This window comes from Enterococcus pernyi (assembly GCF_045371165.1).
Lineage (GTDB): Bacteria > Bacillota > Bacilli > Lactobacillales > Enterococcaceae > Enterococcus_B > Enterococcus_B pernyi.
The window spans coordinates 1-19,316 of record NZ_JBIQDM010000010.1 but is presented as its reverse complement, the minus strand read 5'-3'; the positions used below and the strand labels follow the sequence as shown (position 1 = coordinate 19,316).

Sequence of the window (19,316 nt, the reverse complement as noted above, 5' to 3'; positions counted from 1 at the left end):
TAGAAAGAAGAGGTGACTTATGGAGTTTTTAAAAAAACAAAGAAAAAATGGAAATTTTTATTTAGTGTTTGCATTAATGATCATGGCTATTTTATTTTATAGCTCCTCGCAAACCTATGGACAACAATCGCAACTTTCAAGAATTGATGCGTGGTTCCCAAACCAACCCTTTAAAGAAGCATTATCAGGTATCCAGTTTACTTATGGAGAAAGTGTTATCAGTATCGACCATTCTGGATACAGCAAATTCATTGAATTCTTTTTAAGAAAAGGCGCCCATTTTGGTACCTATTTTCTATTAGGAGGTAGTCTGTATCTAGGTGTATTCCCGAAAATGAAAATCTGGTGGTTAACGGGGGTTCTTGCTTGGTTATCTGCGACAGGATACGCCGGTCTAGATGAGTTCCATCAAATGTTGACAGGCGATCGTTCACCAATGTTCCAAGATGTCATGCTTGATTCGATGGGGGCATTGACTGCAGTTGTTATATGTATTTTATTTACTTTTATAAAGAAGAAAAAGTAAAAAAGAGAGCACAGTTGCGTGTCTGCAACTGTGCTCTAGTAGTTACGATTAAAAAATCAAAACAGGCGTACCTTTTTCAACCATTCCAAATAATTCTTTCATGACACCTGGTGGCGTATTGACACAACCATGAGAACCGCGAGTTCGCCATAAGTCGCCGCCATATTCTGGTTGCCAATCCGAATCGTGGATACCGATACCTGTCCAATCGACTGGCATCCAATAGTTCACTGGACTTTCATATGGTGTACCATCATCGTTCGTTCCTCTTAATACTGCATTTTCTTCTTTATTCCAGACATAAAAGACACCAGGAGGAGTAGGGGTAGAAGGTTTTCCTGAAACGATATCTGTTTCAAGTGCTACTTTCCCATCTTTGTAGAACCACATATGTTGATTCTCTAAATCGACTTCGATATACGTATCCTCAATCAATGGGTGGTCGGCAGTTGTACTACCTTGAACAATTGGTGAACGTGTGAAATCTTGTCCTGCTAAAATCGCTTCTGTTAATGCTGTTACTTCGCTATCTGTTTGGATCGTCCAACTGAACGTGCCAGCAGGAACAGTTACTTCGCCACGTTTGGTACTTTTGAATTTAGTATCATTCGTACTTGTATTGTATTTTTCGCCAAGTTCACTAACATATTGACGAACTTTTTCTGAATCAAGCGCAGGTTTTCCATCTTCATAGGTGAGCCATTCAACGATGAGTGAAGAAGGGATCGTAACTGTTTCACCATTGATACTGTAAGTTCCTTTTACTTTAGCGATATTATTCATTGTCGTTAACTGCTCAGTCAACTTTTTATCTGTAGATGTGACCGTTGGTTCTTTTTGGAACTCAGTCAGATCAATTGTATCTTTTCCATCATTGACAACAGTTGTCAATTCCTTCGTAACGGCTTCGACATCGACCGTGTTCCCTTTCACTTCAGGCTTGATTTTAAATGAGTCACCAGACTTTTCAATCGTTGCATCGGCAGTAGGCGTACGTTCTTTATTCAATTCAGTCAATTCCGTAGACAATGTCTCGATCGTTTGATCCAGTTGTTCCCGTTCCGCACTTAGTGGATCGATTTCTTGTTTTTCGGCCGCAGCTACATAGTTCATTCCCCAAGTCCAAGCATTTTGGTTTTTCAAGATGGAAGCTAGATCAGTTGAAAAATCCTTTTTATAACCAAGATCGGACTTTGCAATCTCTTTCCAAACCGTTCCGTTTTCTTTGATTGAAATCATCTTATTGGAATAAGCTTCTTTTAGCTTGTCATTTGCTTGGTCGATAGTCAGGTTACTTACATTGATCGAATTGACTTCCGTTTTAGGAAGAAAACGATTCGTGTAATATGTACTACGGTAGGTGTAAAAGCCGATTAATACTAGAATCACACCGAGAACAGAAAGCAAACCAATACGCATTGATTTTTTTCGATGAGAAGATCTTGTCATATCTGCAACTCCTTAATAATAATAGTTATAGGGTGTAACGACTCTATCATAGCATAATTTACAGTAAAAGACGAAATGATGTCCCTCTTTATATAAAAATTAACATACTGCTTAGAAAAATAACGATAGTTAGGCAAGGATTTTATATACGGAAGTGTATAAAAAAACAGGAAATCCTAGAAAATGGAAGGTCGATTTTCAGGATTCCCTGTGAAGATGAGGTTGTTTTCGAAGACATTACTTCTGGAACAACGTGTATTCTTTTTTAGTGAGAACGATAGCGTCTCAAGTAATTAATTATTCAGCATCCAATTTAGCAAAAGCTTCATCTAAGATATCTTTTAATTGTTTTGCTGAAGCGGCCATACGATCTTGTTCGCTGTCGCTTAATGGAATTTCAATGACTTTTTGGATACCTTGACGGTTGATGACAGCAGGTGCACCGATATAGATATCGTTTAGTCCATATTCACCATTCATATAAACAGATAATGGAAGAACTGCATTTTCATCGTCTAAGATCGCGCGAGTGATACGTGCTAAAGCTACAGCGATACCGTAGAATGTTGCGCCTTTTTTCTCGATGATCGTATAAGCAGCGTCACGTACACCGAAGAATAAGTTGACCATTGCTTCTTCATCCACGTCTGGATTATTTTTCACCCATTCATAGATTTGTAAACCAGCAACATTGGCATGTGACCAAACTGGGAACTCAGAATCTCCATGTTCACCTAAAATATACGCATGGACGTTACGTGCATCAACGTCAACTAATTCAGCAAGTGCTTGACGGAAACGAGCAGAGTCAAGTGAAGTTCCTGAACCGATTACGCGCTCTTTAGGGAACCCTGAGAATTTCCAAGTAGAGTAAGTTAAAATATCAACTGGGTTAGCAGCAACTAAGAAAATACCATTGAAACCTGAGTCAACGATTTGTGTAACAACTTCGCGGTTGATTTTTAAGTTTTTATTTACTAAATCTAAACGTGTTTCACCTGGTTTTTGTGGTGCACCAGCTGTGATAACGACTAAGTCTGCATCATGTGCATCTGCATAAGATGCTGAGTAGATTTTTTTAGGTGAAGTAAATGCTAGAGCGTGTGATAAGTCGATCGCATCTCCTTCAGTTTTTGCTGTATTGATATCGATGATACCAACTTCTTGAGCGATATTTTGTGTAACTAAAGCGAAGGCATAGCTAGAACCTACAGCACCGTCTCCAACAAGTATTACTTTTTGATGATCTTTTTTTTCTGCGTTTGCAGTCATTTATATCAATCCTTCCATTGATTTGTTTTTCCCATGCCTATGCTAACATGGAAAAAGCCTGCTGTCACGCTATTTGGTTACAAAATATAACAGATAACAAGGTTGTACCATATGTAAAAGCTTACATGTGCGTTATTTCACTATTTAGCAAAACCAATGATTTCATTAGTTTTGAATTATAATTTTAATCATTTTTTCATTTATTAAGTTTCTCTTTTTAGCTGTAACAAAGGATTGTGTGTTATACTAATAGGAGCTAAAATAATAAAAAAATCGAGTCAAAGACTGGACCGCCTATGAGCAGTCCAGCCTTTTGTGCTGTTTATAAGATTGGATGAGCGCAGAAATGAAAATGATCGTAGGGCTTGGAAACCCAGGAACGAAATATGAACATACAAAGCATAACGTTGGATTTATGGTGGTGGATCGTTTGGCTGAAAAACACCAAGCGACCTTTAAGAAAAACACATTTGAAGCAGAAGTAGCTGAATTTTTCCACAAAGGTGAGAAAATTTTATTAGTCAAACCCCAAACATTTATGAATGAATCTGGCCGAGCGGTTGGTCCATTGATGACTTACTTTGGGATTTATCCAGAAGAGTTGGTGGTTGTTTATGATGACCTAGATTTAGCAATCGGTAAAATCCGTTTACGACAAAAAGGAAGTGCAGGCGGACATAATGGGATCAAGAGTATTATCTCTCATTTGGATAGTACGATCTTTGATCGAATAAAAGTTGGTATTGGTCGACCAGAAGGTAAAAAAACAGTCGTCCAACATGTTCTCAGTCCCTTTAGTAAAGAGACGCAACCCTTGATCGAACAAAGCATCGATCAATCAGTCGCTGCTGTTGAATTTCTATTGGATGGCCATTCTTTTATAGATACAATGAATCAATTTAATTAAGAAAGGAGAATGAAACGATGGATATGATCCAATTGATTGGCAAAGATGCTCAAGTGGCTGAATGGTCCATGAATCTTGAACAACGGATGTCTAGACAGTTGATTACAGGTTTAGCTGGATCTGCTAAGACGTTGTTGTTTGCACATGCGTTTAAAAAACTGGATAAAAATCTGATTATCCTGATGCCAAATTTATATTACGTCAACCAATTGGCAGAGGATCTGCAACACGTTCTGCCAGCTGAAAGTATCCACTTATTTCCAGTAGATGAAGTGCTTTCCGCAGAAATGGCTTTTTCTTCTCCTGAAGCTCGGGCTGAACGTGTAGCGACGTTGAATCGTTTGCAACAAGATGAGCCAGGAATCTATCTTCTTCCAGTGGCAGCATTGCACAAACGTCTTCCTGATAAAGAAACATGGAGCAATGCCCAATTACATTGGCAGATTGGCGACGAGATCGCCGTGGACTCATTACCGCAACAACTCGTCTTGTTGGGGTATGAGCGGACAGAGATGGTCGCAAAACCTGGGGAATTTAGTATGCGAGGGAGTATTGTCGATATCTATCCTTTGACATTTGAATACCCTGTTCGTGTGGAATTATTTGATGTCGAAATTGATTCCATGAGATACTTCGAAGCTGATACGCAACGATCGATTGAAAAGATCGAAGAAGTGTGGTTGCCACCAACAAGTGAACAAATTTATTCTCAAGAGAATCTGCTTGACGGTATCAACAAAATAGAAAACCTCTTAGAAAAGAAATTAGCAACGACCGCAGAACCTACTGAACGACAATTTTTGCATGACTATTTCGGTCAGTTGATCTCGGAGTGGCAACGTAATGTCCCGACAGACCAAGCGAAGTTCTATGCGGATCTTTTGTATCCTGAACATTTATCGATTTTGGATTATTTTCCCCAAGATAGCTTGCTGATTGTGGACGATTACCAACGAATCATGGAAACGAATCGCGAAATGGAGAGAGAAGCAGCGGAATGGCATACACAAAAAATCAGTGAGTTACGCGTATTCTCTGAACAACAATTTGTGGCAGACGTACATGGGATCATCCAAAAAGAAAAATTTGCGACCACTTTTTTCTCTTTATTCCAAAAAGGAATGGGAAATCTCAGGTTCCAAGCACTTTACCAGTTCCAGTATCGCACGATGCAACAGTTCTTTGGACAAATGCCATTGCTGAAAACGGAAATGGATCGTTGGCGCAAACAAGAGCAGACAGTCGTCATCTTCATTCCAACGAAAGAACGTATCCGTAAGGCGGAACAAATGTTGCGTGACGAAGACATATTAGTGGTAGAAACAGAAGCAGACCAACTGATCAAAGGACAAGTCCAATTAGTCGAAGGCGCATTGATGACAGGTTTTGAGTTGCCGCAAGAAAAAATCGTAACGATCACGGAAAAAGAGATTTTTCAAAAGACAACAAAAAAACAGACACGTCGTCAAACGGTAACGAATGCAGAACGACTAAAAAGCTACAACGAATTAAAAGCTGGAGATTACGTTGTCCATGCGAATCATGGGATCGGGAAATATATCGGTATGGAAACCTTAGAGGTCGACGGTGTCCACCAAGATTATATGACGATCATTTATCAAAATGATGATAAGCTATTTATTCCTGTCACGCAGTTGAATTTGATCCAAAAATATGTAGCTTCGGAATCGAAAACACCACGAATCAACAAACTCGGTGGTAGTGAATGGACGAAAACGAAACGTAAGATCTCCTCAAAAATCGAAGATATTGCGGATGACTTGATCCAATTGTATGCGGTCAGAGAAGCAGAAAAAGGATACGCATTTGGTCCGGATGACTCTTATCAAAAAGAATTTGAGAATGCTTTTCCATATTCGGAAACAGATGACCAACTCCGAAGTGCGGCGGAAATCAAACGAGATATGGAAAAAGAAAAACCGATGGATCGTTTACTTGTGGGGGACGTCGGCTATGGGAAAACAGAAGTTGCGCTACGTGCCGCTTTTAAAGCAGTCAAAGAAAGTAAACAAGTGGCATTTCTTGTGCCGACAACAATCTTGGCGCAACAACATTACGAAACGATGTTGGAACGATTTGAGGGATTCCCAGTGAATGTTGGTTTGCTGAGTCGTTTCCGAACAAAGAAACAACAAAAAGAAACGATCGAAGAATTACGAACAGGACAACTAGATATTGTTGTGGGTACTCATCGTGTATTGTCAAAAGATATTGAATTTAGTGATTTAGGACTATTAATCGTTGATGAAGAACAACGTTTCGGTGTAAAACACAAAGAACGTTTGAAACAATTGCGTGCGCAAGTGGATGTGCTGACTTTGACAGCGACACCTATTCCGCGAACGCTGCATATGTCGATGCTAGGCGTACGGGATCTATCGGTGATTGAAACACCACCGGCGAATCGGTATCCGATCCAAACATATGTGATGGAAAAAAATCCAGGTGCGATCCGAGAAGCGATTCAGCGAGAGATGGGACGTGGGGGACAAGTTTTCTACTTATATAATCGTGTAGAAACGATTGAACGTAAAGTAGAAGAAATCCAAGCATTAGTTCCCGAAGCGAGAATCGCCTATGCGCATGGACAGATGACGGAAGTCCAACTAGAAAACACATTATTCGACTTTATCGAGGGACAGTATGATGTCTTAGTGACGACAACGATCATCGAAACTGGTGTGGATATTCCAAATGCAAACACACTCTTCGTAGAAAATGCCGATTATATGGGGCTCTCTACGCTTTACCAATTACGAGGACGTGTCGGACGAAGCAATCGTGTCGCTTATGCTTATTTTATGTACGAACAGCAAAAAATCCTTAATGAAGTCAGCGAAAAGCGTCTTCAAGCAATCAAAGACTTTACGGAATTGGGTTCAGGATTTAAAATCGCGATGCGAGATTTATCGATCCGTGGTGCTGGTAACTTGCTAGGGGCGCAACAACATGGATTTATCGATGCTGTTGGTTTTGATATGTACTCTCAAATGTTGAGTGAGGCAGTCGCTCGTAAACAAGGTAAAAATCAGCAAATAGAAAAAACTTCTGTGGAGATCGATCTAGGCGTCGATGCCTATCTACCAGAAAGTTATGTGTCAGATCAACGCCAAAAAATCGAAATCTATAAACGGATTCGCGAATTGGATTCACAAGAGATGTTGGAAGAATTAGAAGCAGATCTACTGGATCGTTTTGGTGAATATCCTGAAGAAGTCGCGCATTTGTTGACGATTGGACAAATCAAAATGGATGGCGATCGTGCATTGCTAGAGATGATTCGTAAGCAACAACAAACCATCGTGTTCAAGTTGAGCAAAGTGGGAACAAAACGCTACACGGTTGAACAATTATTTGAAGCGCTGACTGCCACAAAATTAAAAGCAGGACTTGGTGTGGAAAAAGAACAAATGATGATTCGTTTGACCTTGCCACCTCAAACAACGACTGCTGTTTGGTTGCAAGAAATCCAACAATTTGTCAAAGCATTGCGCGAACAGAAATATGCGACTGCATAGGAAGGGGCTGAACCTTTGGATCATAAAGAAATGCGTCAAGTGATGCATGGTGCCTTTGTGTTGACGCTTGCCTCCTTTATAGCAAAAGTCCTCAGCGCACTCTATCGGATTCCATTGCAAAACTTAGTGGGCGATGAAGGTTTTTATGTTTATCAACAAGTTTATCCTATTTATGGTATTGCGATGACACTCGCTTTGTCGGGGCTACCCCAGTTTATCTCTAAATATGTAGCAGAAAAAAAAGACCCTTTCGAACAAAGACAAGCATTGAAAAATCTTTATCCCCTTGTTTTTTGGTCAGGCTTTTTACTCTGGCTCTTCGTATTTTCATTTAGTCACTGGATCGCTCTTATGATGGGGGATCAACAACTGATGCCGTTGATTCGGATCGTCTCCTTCACGTTTTTGTTGATGCCAGGACTATCTTATTATCGTGGGAATTTTCAAGGTCGATTTTTAATGGAGCCCACAGCGGTTTCGCAAGTCGTGGAACAAATTGTTCGTGTAGCAATCATTGTTTTTAGCGCAATTGCCTTTAAGCGATTAGGCTGGACAGTCTATCAAACAGGCACAGCGGCAATGAGTGGCGCAGTATTTGGTGGCGTATGTGCATATGGTGTACTGTACTATTATGAACAAAAAATCCATGGTGGTGCATTGAGCTTCCGCCACTTTCCGATTTTAAGAAGGCCAGCGAAATCACTCGTACGCCGTTTCTTGATTGAAGGGGGATTAGTCTCCATTTATAGTGGTCTATTGATCTTCTTCCAATTGATTGATTCTTTTTTTGTTAAGAATGCGTTACAAATCTATGGTTTATCTGAGCAAGCATCTAAAATAGCTAAAGGAGTATATGATCGTGGGCAACCGTTAGTTCAATTAGGATTAGTTATTGCTACAGCTTTAAGTGCTACGTTCTTACCCGCATTGACACGCTACCTAACGAGTGCAGTCAAAGGACAATTTTATTCCACAGCAAAAATTTACTTGCGTCTGACGACTGCATTAGCATTGGCAGCTTCAGTAGGATTAGCTGTATTGTTGCCTTATATCAATTACGCATTGTTTAAAGATTATGCTGGGAATATGACACTAGTTCTATTTGTTTTTTCCATTGGATTAACTGCAATTATTCAAGCGTACCAAAGCATTGCTCAAAGTAAAAACTCTTTCCGCCCCTCACTAAAGGGTGCTGGTTGGGGCTTGCTTGCTAAAGCTTTAGCTACACCGCTTCTCACGAGTTATTTAGGAACAGTCGGTGCTAGTTTATCGACATTACTTGGACTATCAGTGACTTTATGGTATTTTGTCCGTACTGAAACTCCAGCAATCAATAGTTTTTGGCACGAACGAAAATTTGGTAAGAAATTGATCCAATGTTTAGGTTGGATGGTCTTAGCGTTGTTTGTGTATTATGGCTTCTTAAACTTATTGTTTGGTCCAGTGAGCCATCGCTCGACTGCTCTTTTTGCCAGCCTAGGCGGTGTCATTATAGGCGTAGTCACATTTGTATATGCAGTGATCTGGACAAAATTATTTACGATCCGTGAATGGCTGTTACTGCCATTTGGTAAGAAAATCTTACGTTTGAAAAAAATAAAAAAAGAAAAGTGAGGACATGAGATGCGACTAGATAAATTTTTAAAAATCTCGCGAATCATCAAGCGCCGATCTGTCGCTAAGGAAGTGGCGGATAAAGGACGAATCAAAATCAATGGCAAACTAGCGAAATCTTCCAGTGATGTCAAGGTTGGAGACCAATTGGACATCCAATTTGGCAACAAGACGATGGAAATCAAGGTAGCAGAGTTGCATGAGTCAACAAAAAAAGAAGATGCACAAAAAATGTATGAAGTCTTGTCAGAAACACGAGTACAAAACACAAGCGAAATAGATTAGACAAGCATTCAGGATGTTGGTATAATAAAGAATGACAATCAAAAAAGATTGGAGCGAATACAGGTGGCAAACAAAAGCAATAAAATCGCTGCACTAGACACAGAGTATGCAAAGAAAAAATATGTCGAATTTCAACAACAACAACGCCAATTGATTTTTCGTAGACGCAGGTTAGCAGCCATCTTTTTAGGTGCTTTGGTCATTTTCGCTGTAATAGGTTTCCAAATTTTTAATGATATGCAACGAATGAATCATTTAAATGAATTAAAAGTCGAAGCAGATACAGAGTTACAACAAATCAATAAAGATGTAGACCAACTCACAGAAGACGTGAAATTGCTTAAAGATGAAGATTACGTAGCAAAACTTGCTAGAAGCAAATTTTTCTATTCAAAAGAAGGGGAGCGAGTCTACCCGATACTTGAATCTACGACAGATAATTCAGCAGACACCGATGAACAAACAACGAGTTCAACAACTGCCCAATAAGCAGTAATATAAAAAAAGGGAAATAATTAGGAGGAACATTTTTTTTATGTCAATCGAGGTAGGAGCAAAACTGCAAGGAAAAGTTTCAGGAATCACAAATTTTGGCGCATTTATTGATTTAGGAGCTGGCAAAACAGGGTTAGTTCATATCAGTGAAGTATCAAACGGTTATATCAAGGATATTCATGATGTATTGAGCGTTGGTGATGAGGTAACAGTCAAAGTCATTACAGTCAATGATGATGGGAAAATCGGTTTATCTATCCGCAAAGCACAAGAGCAGCCAGTAGAAACTAATGATGAAAATCGTCAAAAGAGATATCCACAAAAAGAAACTCGAGATAATCGAGGACGCGCACCGCAGAAAAAATCTTTTTCTCGCAGCCAACCTTCCAATACAAAAGAAGACTTCGATTCATTGATGAGCTCATTTTTAAAAGATAGCGATGATCGATTGACTTCCTTAAAACGCAACACAGAAGGAAAACGCGGAGGCCGTGGCGGTCGCCGTAGCTAAGCTAAGCGAAATTGAAGGGCAGGCAATTGTCACAGACTTTTGTCCGCTCTTTTTATTTTGTAAAAGGATGTGACACCAATGGATAGAAGAGCAAGTCAGTTTAAACAAGCATTTATAAAAAGAGGCTTACGCCGTGGCTATCTGTCTGAACATGCGAAAATACTAGTTGCTGTTTCCGGTGGGGTAGACTCGATGGTTTTACTCGATTGCTTAATGACCGCCCAAAAACAAATTGGCTTTCGGTTAGGGGTTGTCCATATCGATCATCGCTTACGGAGCGTTTCTGCGGATGAAGCAGCCTATCTTGCTGACTTTTGCGATAAAAACAATCTTACTTTCCACTTAAAAGTATGGGAGAATCCCGCGGAACAAGGAATTGAAACGGCTGCTCGAGCTTTTCGGTATGAGAAATTTGATGAGATCGTACGAGATTATCATTATGATACATTGATGACAGCGCATCATGGGGATGATCAAATGGAAACGATTTTGATGAAAATCATTCGTGGTGGGCAGCTAGGTACGTATGCGGGAATCAAGGAAACGCAACCTTTTGCTGGTGGGCGACTTATTCGACCGTTGTTGTCATTTAGTAAAGAACAATTGTATGCGTATGCGGAAGCAGAAGATTTACCTTTTTTTGAGGACCATACCAATCAGGAACTAACTGTCCAACGTAATCGACTGCGTCATTTAGTCGTACCACAATTGAAAAAAGAAAATACCCAAGCGATGGCTCATTTCCAAAAATTCTCGCAACAAATCCAATGGGCAGAACAATTTATCCGAAAAAATACTCATCAGATGATCACGGAACATCTTACGTATAGAGAAGAGCGCTTATCTATTCCGTGGAAGGTGATCGAAAGTTTGGAATCTTTTGAACGTTACTTCTTCTTTTACACGTTCTTTGATTACGTTTTTCCAATTACGAAAGTGACGATCAAAGAAAAACAGATTGACACGTTGTTACAACAATGTGAACAAGCCGCAGGACAATGGCAGATTGATCTGGGCAAACGCTGGGTGATCGAACGTTCCTATGAAGTACTTTATCTTTATGAAAGAAAAAAGGAACGATCAACCAACCACCAAAATACTCCGTTAAAAATCATACCGAATCAATCCATTCAGTTAGGAGAGTCGGAATGGTTAGGGATCTACACACCCGACCAACTTCCAGATTGGAAATTGGATGAAACAGGTGAAATCTTCACTCATGATCTATGGTTATCCGCCGAACAATCGCTTTGGGTCGATCGGCGAAAACCGGGAGATCGTATCCAATTGACGGAGACGTTGAACAAAAGAGTGTCAAGATATTTTATCGATAAAAAAATATCTGTTGCACAACGAAAAAATTCATGGGTTATTATAGATGAAGGGAGAAATCTATGGAGTCTAGTCCCTTTTGTCCATTCTTATTTGAGTATTGGTGTAGAAACTGATAAAATACACTACATACTTCTTTACAAATATCAAAAAGAAGCAATTGGAAGGAGAACCTGATGTTAGAAAAAGATATCGAGAGAGTATTGATCACGCAAGAAGAGATACAAGTTCGTTGTAAAGAACTAGGAAAAGAGTTAACTGAAAATTATCAAGATAAAAATCCGTTGGTTGTTGGTGTATTGAAAGGTGCTGTCCCATTCATGGCAGACATTATCCGTTCGATCGATGCTTACCTAGAATTGGATTTTATGGATGTTTCAAGTTACGGTAACGCAACTGTTTCATCAGGTGAAGTAAAAATCGTAAAAGACTTGGATACGAATGTGGAAGGCCGTGATTTATTGATCGTCGAAGACATCATTGATAGCGGAAGAACACTTGCTTATTTAGTCGATCTATTCAAATACCGTAAAGCAAACTCAGTCAAAATCGTGACACTCCTTGATAAGCCCGAAGGCAGAGTCGTAGATATCGAAGCGGATTACATTGGTTTCAATGTGCCAAACGAGTTTGTGGTAGGTTATGGATTAGATTATGCAGAAGCCTATCGAAATCTTCCATACATCGGTGTACTAAAACCGAGTGTTTATCAATCAAATTAATCATCTATCTCTCATAAATTATGTTACAATAGTATGGTCAGGATTGATAAAAGATTTATCAAGTAAAAATAACGCATAGGGAGGACAACTATGAACAAAAAAAACAATGGCATGATGAAAAATGCCTTGTATTATGTCCTCGTAATCTTAGCGATGGTAATGGTCGTCTACTTTATTTTTGGTAACAATGGCCAACGGTCGTCAGATATCGAGTACTCAAAATTCACTGAACAATTACAAGAAGGCAAAATCAAAAACTTTGAGGTGCAACCTGCTAATGGTGTGTATAAGATCTCAGGTGAATACAAAGAACAACAGACAGTTGCAAATAGTGGTGGTCTATCGATTCTAGGTACTACTGAGACATCAACTACGCACTTCACTACGATTATTTTGCCAAACGATACAACATTGAGCCAAGTCACAGAGTTGGCAAAAGACAACAACGTAGCAACTACGATCAGAGAAGAATCAAGTAGCGGCGTATGGGTATCACTCCTATTAAGCTTCTTGCCAATCGTGATCATCGTCTTCTTCTTCTATATGATGATGGGACAACAAGGTGGCGGCGGAGGCGGCGGAGGCCGTGTGATGAACTTTGGGAAATCCAAAGCAAAAGAAGCCGACAAAAAAGCAAATCGCGTTCGTTTCTCTGATGTAGCGGGTGCGGAAGAAGAAAAACAAGAACTTGTCGAAGTCGTTGAGTTCCTAAAAGATCCAAGACGCTTCATTGAATTAGGCGCACGTATTCCAGCCGGAGTTCTCTTAGAAGGACCTCCAGGAACTGGTAAAACTTTGCTTGCCAAAGCAGTTGCTGGTGAAGCTGGCGTACCATTCTACTCTATTTCGGGTTCAGACTTTGTTGAAATGTTTGTTGGGGTCGGTGCAAGCCGAGTTCGTGACTTATTTGAAACTGCGAAAAAGAATGCTCCAGCAATCATCTTTATTGATGAAATCGATGCTGTCGGTCGTCAACGTGGCGCTGGTATGGGTGGCGGACACGATGAACGTGAACAAACACTGAACCAATTGCTTGTTGAAATGGATGGATTCGATGGAAATGAAGGCGTGATCGTGATTGCAGCGACAAACCGTTCAGACGTATTAGATCCAGCCTTGCTTCGTCCAGGACGTTTTGACCGTCAAATTTTAGTTGGTCGTCCAGATGTCAAAGGCCGTGAAGCGATTTTACGAGTTCACGCAAGAAACAAACCAATTGCTGACGATGTTGATTTGAAAGTCGTAGCACAACAAACACCAGGTTTTGCTGGTGCGGATTTAGAAAACGTCTTAAACGAAGCAGCATTAGTAGCTGCTCGTCGAAACAAGAAAAAAATCGATGCTTCTGATATCGATGAAGCAGAAGACCGCGTGATTGCTGGACCAGCCAAGAAAGACCGTGTCATCAGCAAACGCGAACGCGAAATGGTCGCTTACCATGAAGCAGGTCATACGATCGTTGGGCTTGTCTTGAGTCGTGCCCGTGTCGTTCATAAAGTAACAATCATCCCGCGTGGACGTGCTGGTGGATATATGATCGCTTTACCAAAAGAAGATCAATTCTTAATGACAAAAGAAGATATGTTTGAACAAATCGTTGGATTACTAGGTGGACGTACCGCAGAAGAAATCATCTTCAACGTTCAATCTACTGGTGCATCAAATGACTTTGAACAAGCAACAGCACTAGCAAGAAGTATGGTTACAGAGTATGGGATGAGTGATCGCTTAGGTCCTGTCCAATATGAAGGAAACCACCAAGTATTCGTAGGCCGTGACTATGGTCAAACGAAAGCATACTCAGAACAAGTTGCTTTTGAAATCGACCAAGAAGTACGCAAGATCTTGATGGAAGCACATCAAAAAGCACATGAAATCATCGAAGCACACCGTGCGCAACACAAACTGATCGCAGAAAAACTGCTTGAATTTGAAACATTGGATGCCAAAGCAATCAAATCTCTCTTTGAAAAAGGTGTAATGCCTGAAGGAGCAGAATCGGCAGACTTCCCTAGTGAAAAAGAAGCGCAAACGTTTGAAGAAGCAAAACGTGCACTAGAAGAAAAAGATGCGGAAAAACAAGCAGAAGAAAAACATGAGTTTGATGAAGCGAAAAAAGAGTTGAATGATGAGAATCAATCGACTTCAACGGATGAACAAAATCATTCAGATGATCAAAATAGATAAAGAAAGCAGCTGTGACGAAAGTCGCAGCTCTTTTTTTGTGTCTGACAATTAAAATAGAAACGTAGAATTTACAAATTCAAAAGTTGAAAAATTTGGAAGTTACTAGTATGATTCACTATGAGTTTTAAAATCGGGAAATGAGGTTACATACAAATGGAAGATTATTTAGTAAAGGCATTAGCCAATGACGGGTTTGTTCGAGCATATGCTGTTCGTGCAACCAATACTGTCGCAGAAGCGCAGCAACGCCATGATACTTGGCATACATCATCAGCAGCATTAGGCCGTGCATTAGTTGGCAGTCTGCTGCTAGGTGCGACAGTTAAAGGAGAAGACAAATTAACAGTACGCATCCAAGGCGATGGCCCTGCAGGTGGGATCGTTGTTGATGCGAATGGTAAAGGTGATGTCAAAGGGTACATCAAAAATCCACACCTGAGTTTACCGCTGAACGCAGAAGGAAAAATCGATGTACGTGGAGCAGTAGGGACACAAGGGATGTTCAGTGTGACAAAAGATCTAGGGTTAAAAGAACCTTTTTCAGGACAAACACCGATTGTATCTGGTGAACTAGCTGAAGATTTCACGTACTATTTAGCGATTTCAGAACAAATCCCTTCAGCTGTAGGGCTAAGCGTCTTAGTCAATACGGATGATACCATCAAAACAGCGGGTGGTTTTATGATCCAGATCATGCCAGGAGCAGACGAAGAAACGATTGTGAAAATCGAAGAGCAACTGAAAACAACACCACGTATTTCTACACTCTTAGATGAAGGGTTGACACCTGAAGAAATCTTGCATGGATTGTTAGGAACAGACGAATTGCAAGTACTAGAAAAAATGCCTGTGCAGTTTAAATGTGATTGTTCGAAAGAAAAGTTTGGCGAAGCAATCATTGCTTTAGGCGCAGCAGAAATCCAAGCAATGATCGATGAAGACCATGGCGCAGAAGCAGTTTGCTCATTTTGTAATAGTAAGTATACCTACACAGAAGATGACCTAGCAGCATTGAAGACAGAAGCCTTGGGAGGATTATAAGTGGATCACACATGGAAAATCGGGAACGTTGAAATACCGAATCGCGTTGTTGTAGCACCAATGGCAGGGATCACGAACGCCGCATTTCGTGTAACCGTCAAAGAATTTGGTGCAGGAATGGTCGTTTGCGAGATGATCAGTGACCAAGGTATTCATTTCCGCAACAAAAAAACATTGGAAATGCTGCATATCGACGAAACGGAGCATCCATTAAGTTTGCAAATATTTGGTGGGAACAAAGACACACTAGTAGAAGCAGCACAGTTTGTTGAGAAACATACTACAGCAGATATCATTGATATCAATATGGGATGCCCAGTCAATAAAATCATCAAAGCTGAAGCAGGTGCAAAATGGTTATTAGATCCTGATAAAGTCTATGAAATGGTTCATGCAGTTGCATCGGCAGTTGATGTGCCAGTTACTGTGAAAATGCGTATTGGTTGGGACGAAGAACATGTTTTTGCTGTCGAAAACGCATTAGCCGCTCAAGCAGCTGGAGCCGGTGCAGTAGCCATGCACGGACGAACACGTGTGCAAATGTATGAAGGAAAAGCCAATTGGGAAGTGTTAAAGGAAGTCAAAAAACATCTAACGATCCCTTTTATGGGGAACGGGGACGTCAAAACGCCAGAAGATGCAAAACGCATGTTGGAATACGTGGGTGCCGATGGCGTCATGATCGGCCGCGCTGCTTTAGGGAATCCTTGGATGATCCATCGGACACAACATTATTTAGAAACTGGAGAGCTGATTCCGGAACCAACCGCACGCGAAAAAATCGCTACTGCAAAATTACATCTAGAACGTTTAGTTGATTTAAAAGGAGAAACCATCGCCTGTCGTGAGTTTCGGACTCACGCTTCCTACTATCTAAAAGGTATCTCACGTGCAGCCAAGATCAAATTAGCGATCAATAAGACTGAGAAACAGCATGAAATCAATGAACTGCTTGACCAATTGGTTGAAAAAAGTGAAAAATTATCACTTCAATCTTAGGAAGTTATTCTAAGTTTTTTGCGAAATTCAAGCCGAAACACTAAGTTCGGCTTGCTTTTTTTGCGTTTCATTGGCATTATAAGGAAGAGAATAAGATGAGAATGGAGGAACTTTTGTGACTGAGGAACAACAAAATCAATTAGAAGATTTAAACGATCAAATGATTGTTCGTCGTGAAAAAATGGAGCAATTGAGAGAAAATGGGATCGATCCATTTGGTAAGCGATTTGAGCGTACACATAATTCCCAAGAATTGCACGAATTATTTGATCCACGTACAAAAGAAGAATTGGCGGAGATGGCATTGACAGCGAGTGTTGCTGGCCGTATGATGACACGCCGTGGAAAAGGTAAAGCTGGATTTGCCCATCTGCAAGACAGAGAAGGCCAAATCCAAATCTACGTACGCAAAGACCGAGTAGGTGAAGAAGCTTATGAAGTATTCAAACATGCTGACTTAGGAGATTTCTTTGGCGTAACTGGAGAAATCATGAAAACTGATACAGGTGAGGTATCGATCAAAGCCTCTGAAATCGTCATCTTATCAAAAGCACTTCGTCCATTACCAGATAAATATCATGGATTAACGAACATCGAGCAACGATACAGACAGCGTTACCTTGATTTAGTAAGTAATAGAGATAGTTTTGACCGCTTCATGAAACGCAGTCAAATCATTAGTGAGATCCGTCGCTATTTAGATGGGAACGGCTATATCGAAGTTGAAACACCAGTCTTGCATAATGAAGCCGGTGGAGCAGCAGCACGTCCGTTTATCACACATCACAATGCGTTAGATATGGATCTATATCTACGTATTGCGCTAGAACTTCATTTGAAACGTCTGATCGTTGGTGGTATGGAAAAAGTTTATGAGATCGGCCGTGTATTCCGTAATGAAGGAATCGATACGACCCATAACCCTGAGTTCACGATGCTTGAAGCATACACTGCATATACTGATTTTCAAGATGTGATGAACTTGACAGAAGGTATCATCCGTAATGCAGCTGAAAAAGTATTAGGAACAGCTAAAATCACTTATGCAGGTCAAGCAGTTGACTTAGAGAGTGATTTCAAACGTGTGCATATGGTCGATGCAATCAAAGAGCATACAGGTGTTGATTTCTGGAAAGAAATGACCTTAGAAGAAGCACTAGCGATTGCAAAAGAACACCAAGTTGAAGTGACAGAAGCAATGGGTGTTGGTCACGTCATCAATGAATTCTTTGAAGCGTTTGTGGAAGAAACCTTAGTGCAACCTACTTTTGTCTATGGACATCCAGTAGAAGTTTCTCCATTGGCGAAGAAAAATCCTGAAGACCCACGTTTTACTGACCGTTTCGAATTGTTCATCACAGGTAAAGAATTTGCTAATGCCTTTACTGAGCTGAATGATCCAATCGATCAAAGAGAACGTTTTGAAGCGCAAGAAAAAGAACGCGAGCTTGGAAACGATGAAGCACATGGTTTAGACGAAGACTTCTTAGAAGCGCTAGAATATGGTATGCCACCAACTGGCGGACTAGGTATCGGAATCGACCGTCTAGTCATGCTATTGACCGATGCTCAATCGATCCGTGACGTATTACTGTTCCCAACCATGCGTTAAATCTGAGACATAAATAGAAACAACCTGTTCAGGGAACCAAACCGACAATAGCCAGAAATGATTTTTATTTCTAGCTGCTGTCGGTTTATTTTTTAGAGAAAAAATGAGATAACTTTGCTTGAAATCTGGTTCTATATTTAAGACTTTATTGAAACTAATTTTTAAGTAAATGCGTATCAATGAACCAATTCAGAGAAAGTTATGGCAAGGGATAAGATAGCTATAAAAAAAGAAAACGGAACCATTAGAAATGGGTCTGCTTTATAGAAGTTTCAGCACAGTTGCAATGGCGAATGATTTATATAGATAAAGGTTTTCAATCTCTTTATACCATGTAAAAAACGAATGTTTATATCGCTTTTTATCATATTAATCGTATAACTAAAAAACTTGAAAAAACACAAAAAAATTCGTTGACCAATAAGATTTTAGTTGGTATATTATTATTTGTTCAAAAGTTAAGTTTCATAACTTCTGAATGATCATAAAAAAGTTCTTGACGTGTGGGGCAACACATGATAAGATAACCAAGTCGCTTGTGAACGACAATAGATAAACGTTGATTTCGCAAAGAAAAAAACAAAATTAACTGTTGACAAATAACAAACGATGAGTTATGATAAGTGAGTTGCTAAAACGACCTCGTGAAAAACGAGTTCAAAAAAACTTTTAAAAAATAGTTGACAATCATCCGAGAGTTTGCTAAGGTATAAAAGTTGCTACGGCAATCACAAATGATAAGTTGAGACAGTTGTGTTTCAATTATCACGTAGACCTTTGAAAACTGAACAAAGTAAGACAAACCAAATGTGTAGGGCGTCTTGA

The 19,316-nt window shown here is 40.0% G+C and carries 15 protein-coding genes; 13 read left to right on the top strand and 2 right to left on the bottom strand.

Features of this window, described 5'->3' with window-relative positions; all coding sequences use genetic code 11:
• Window positions 1-19 precede the first annotated feature (19 nt).
• Window positions 20-526, top strand: coding sequence for a VanZ family protein (locus ACH0AK_RS11345; RefSeq protein ID WP_010734112.1), 507 nt, complete (start codon window positions 20-22; stop codon window positions 524-526).
• A gap of 48 nt (window positions 527-574) precedes the next feature.
• Here the strand turns inward: ACH0AK_RS11345 and ACH0AK_RS11340 are convergent, their stop codons facing one another.
• Window positions 575-1,975: a L,D-transpeptidase family protein gene (locus tag ACH0AK_RS11340; protein ID WP_114543747.1), complete on the bottom strand. Its 1,401-nt coding sequence runs from the start codon at window positions 1,973-1,975 to the stop codon at window positions 575-577.
• Between the two features lie 297 nt (window positions 1,976-2,272).
• Window positions 2,273-3,247 carry an L-lactate dehydrogenase gene (locus tag ACH0AK_RS11335; RefSeq protein WP_019722338.1) on the bottom strand — a complete coding sequence of 325 codons (975 nt, stop codon included), beginning with the start codon at window positions 3,245-3,247 and terminating at the stop codon, window positions 2,273-2,275.
• A 346-nt stretch (window positions 3,248-3,593) separates the two neighbouring features.
• Here ACH0AK_RS11335 and pth point away from each other — a divergent pair, with 346 nt between their 5' ends.
• The 12 genes from pth (at window position 3,594) to lysS (ending at window position 18,491) form a co-directional block, all read left to right on the top strand.
• Window positions 3,594-4,154 (top strand): aminoacyl-tRNA hydrolase, encoded by a 561-nt coding sequence (gene pth, locus ACH0AK_RS11330; RefSeq protein WP_010734115.1) that lies wholly within the window; start codon window positions 3,594-3,596, stop codon window positions 4,152-4,154.
• Window positions 4,155-4,171: 17 nt separating this feature from the next.
• Entirely contained in the window at window positions 4,172-7,693 is a 3,522-nt protein-coding gene (mfd, locus tag ACH0AK_RS11325; protein WP_023520497.1) for a transcription-repair coupling factor, read from the top strand.
• A 15-nt stretch (window positions 7,694-7,708) separates the two neighbouring features.
• Entirely contained in the window at window positions 7,709-9,307 is a 1,599-nt protein-coding gene (locus ACH0AK_RS11320) for a putative polysaccharide biosynthesis protein (protein ID WP_023520496.1), read from the top strand.
• A gap of 9 nt (window positions 9,308-9,316) precedes the next feature.
• Window positions 9,317-9,592, top strand: a complete 276-nt coding sequence (locus tag ACH0AK_RS11315; protein WP_019722335.1) for an RNA-binding S4 domain-containing protein — start codon at window positions 9,317-9,319, stop codon at window positions 9,590-9,592.
• 63 nt (window positions 9,593-9,655) lie between these two features.
• Window positions 9,656-10,081, top strand: coding sequence for an FtsB family cell division protein (locus tag ACH0AK_RS11310; protein ID WP_226077030.1), 426 nt, complete (start codon window positions 9,656-9,658; stop codon window positions 10,079-10,081).
• Between the two features lie 46 nt (window positions 10,082-10,127).
• Window positions 10,128-10,598, top strand: a complete 471-nt coding sequence (locus ACH0AK_RS11305) for a S1 domain-containing RNA-binding protein (RefSeq protein ID WP_010734120.1) — start codon at window positions 10,128-10,130, stop codon at window positions 10,596-10,598.
• A gap of 78 nt (window positions 10,599-10,676) precedes the next feature.
• Window positions 10,677-12,107 (top strand): tRNA lysidine(34) synthetase TilS, encoded by a 1,431-nt coding sequence (gene tilS / locus ACH0AK_RS11300; protein WP_010734121.1) that lies wholly within the window; start codon window positions 10,677-10,679, stop codon window positions 12,105-12,107.
• Window positions 12,107-12,652, top strand: coding sequence for a hypoxanthine phosphoribosyltransferase (gene hpt, locus ACH0AK_RS11295; RefSeq protein WP_010734122.1), 546 nt, complete (start codon window positions 12,107-12,109; stop codon window positions 12,650-12,652). Before tilS ends, hpt begins: the two co-directional genes overlap by 1 nt.
• Window positions 12,653-12,742: 90 nt before the next feature.
• Entirely contained in the window at window positions 12,743-14,839 is a 2,097-nt protein-coding gene (gene ftsH / locus ACH0AK_RS11290; RefSeq protein ID WP_010734123.1) for an ATP-dependent zinc metalloprotease FtsH, read from the top strand.
• Window positions 14,840-14,992: 153 nt separating this feature from the next.
• On the top strand, window positions 14,993-15,880 hold the full coding sequence (gene hslO / locus ACH0AK_RS11285) for an Hsp33 family molecular chaperone HslO (protein WP_010734124.1): 888 nt from the start codon (window positions 14,993-14,995) through the stop codon (window positions 15,878-15,880).
• Window positions 15,881-16,879, top strand: a complete 999-nt coding sequence (dusB, locus tag ACH0AK_RS11280; RefSeq protein ID WP_010734125.1) for a tRNA dihydrouridine synthase DusB — start codon at window positions 15,881-15,883, stop codon at window positions 16,877-16,879.
• Window positions 16,880-16,994: 115 nt separating this feature from the next.
• The gene (gene lysS, locus ACH0AK_RS11275; RefSeq protein ID WP_010734126.1) at window positions 16,995-18,491 is read left to right on the top strand and encodes a lysine--tRNA ligase; all 1,497 of its coding nucleotides are present in this window, start codon (window positions 16,995-16,997) and stop codon (window positions 18,489-18,491) included.
• The last annotated feature ends 825 nt before the right edge of the window (window positions 18,492-19,316 follow it).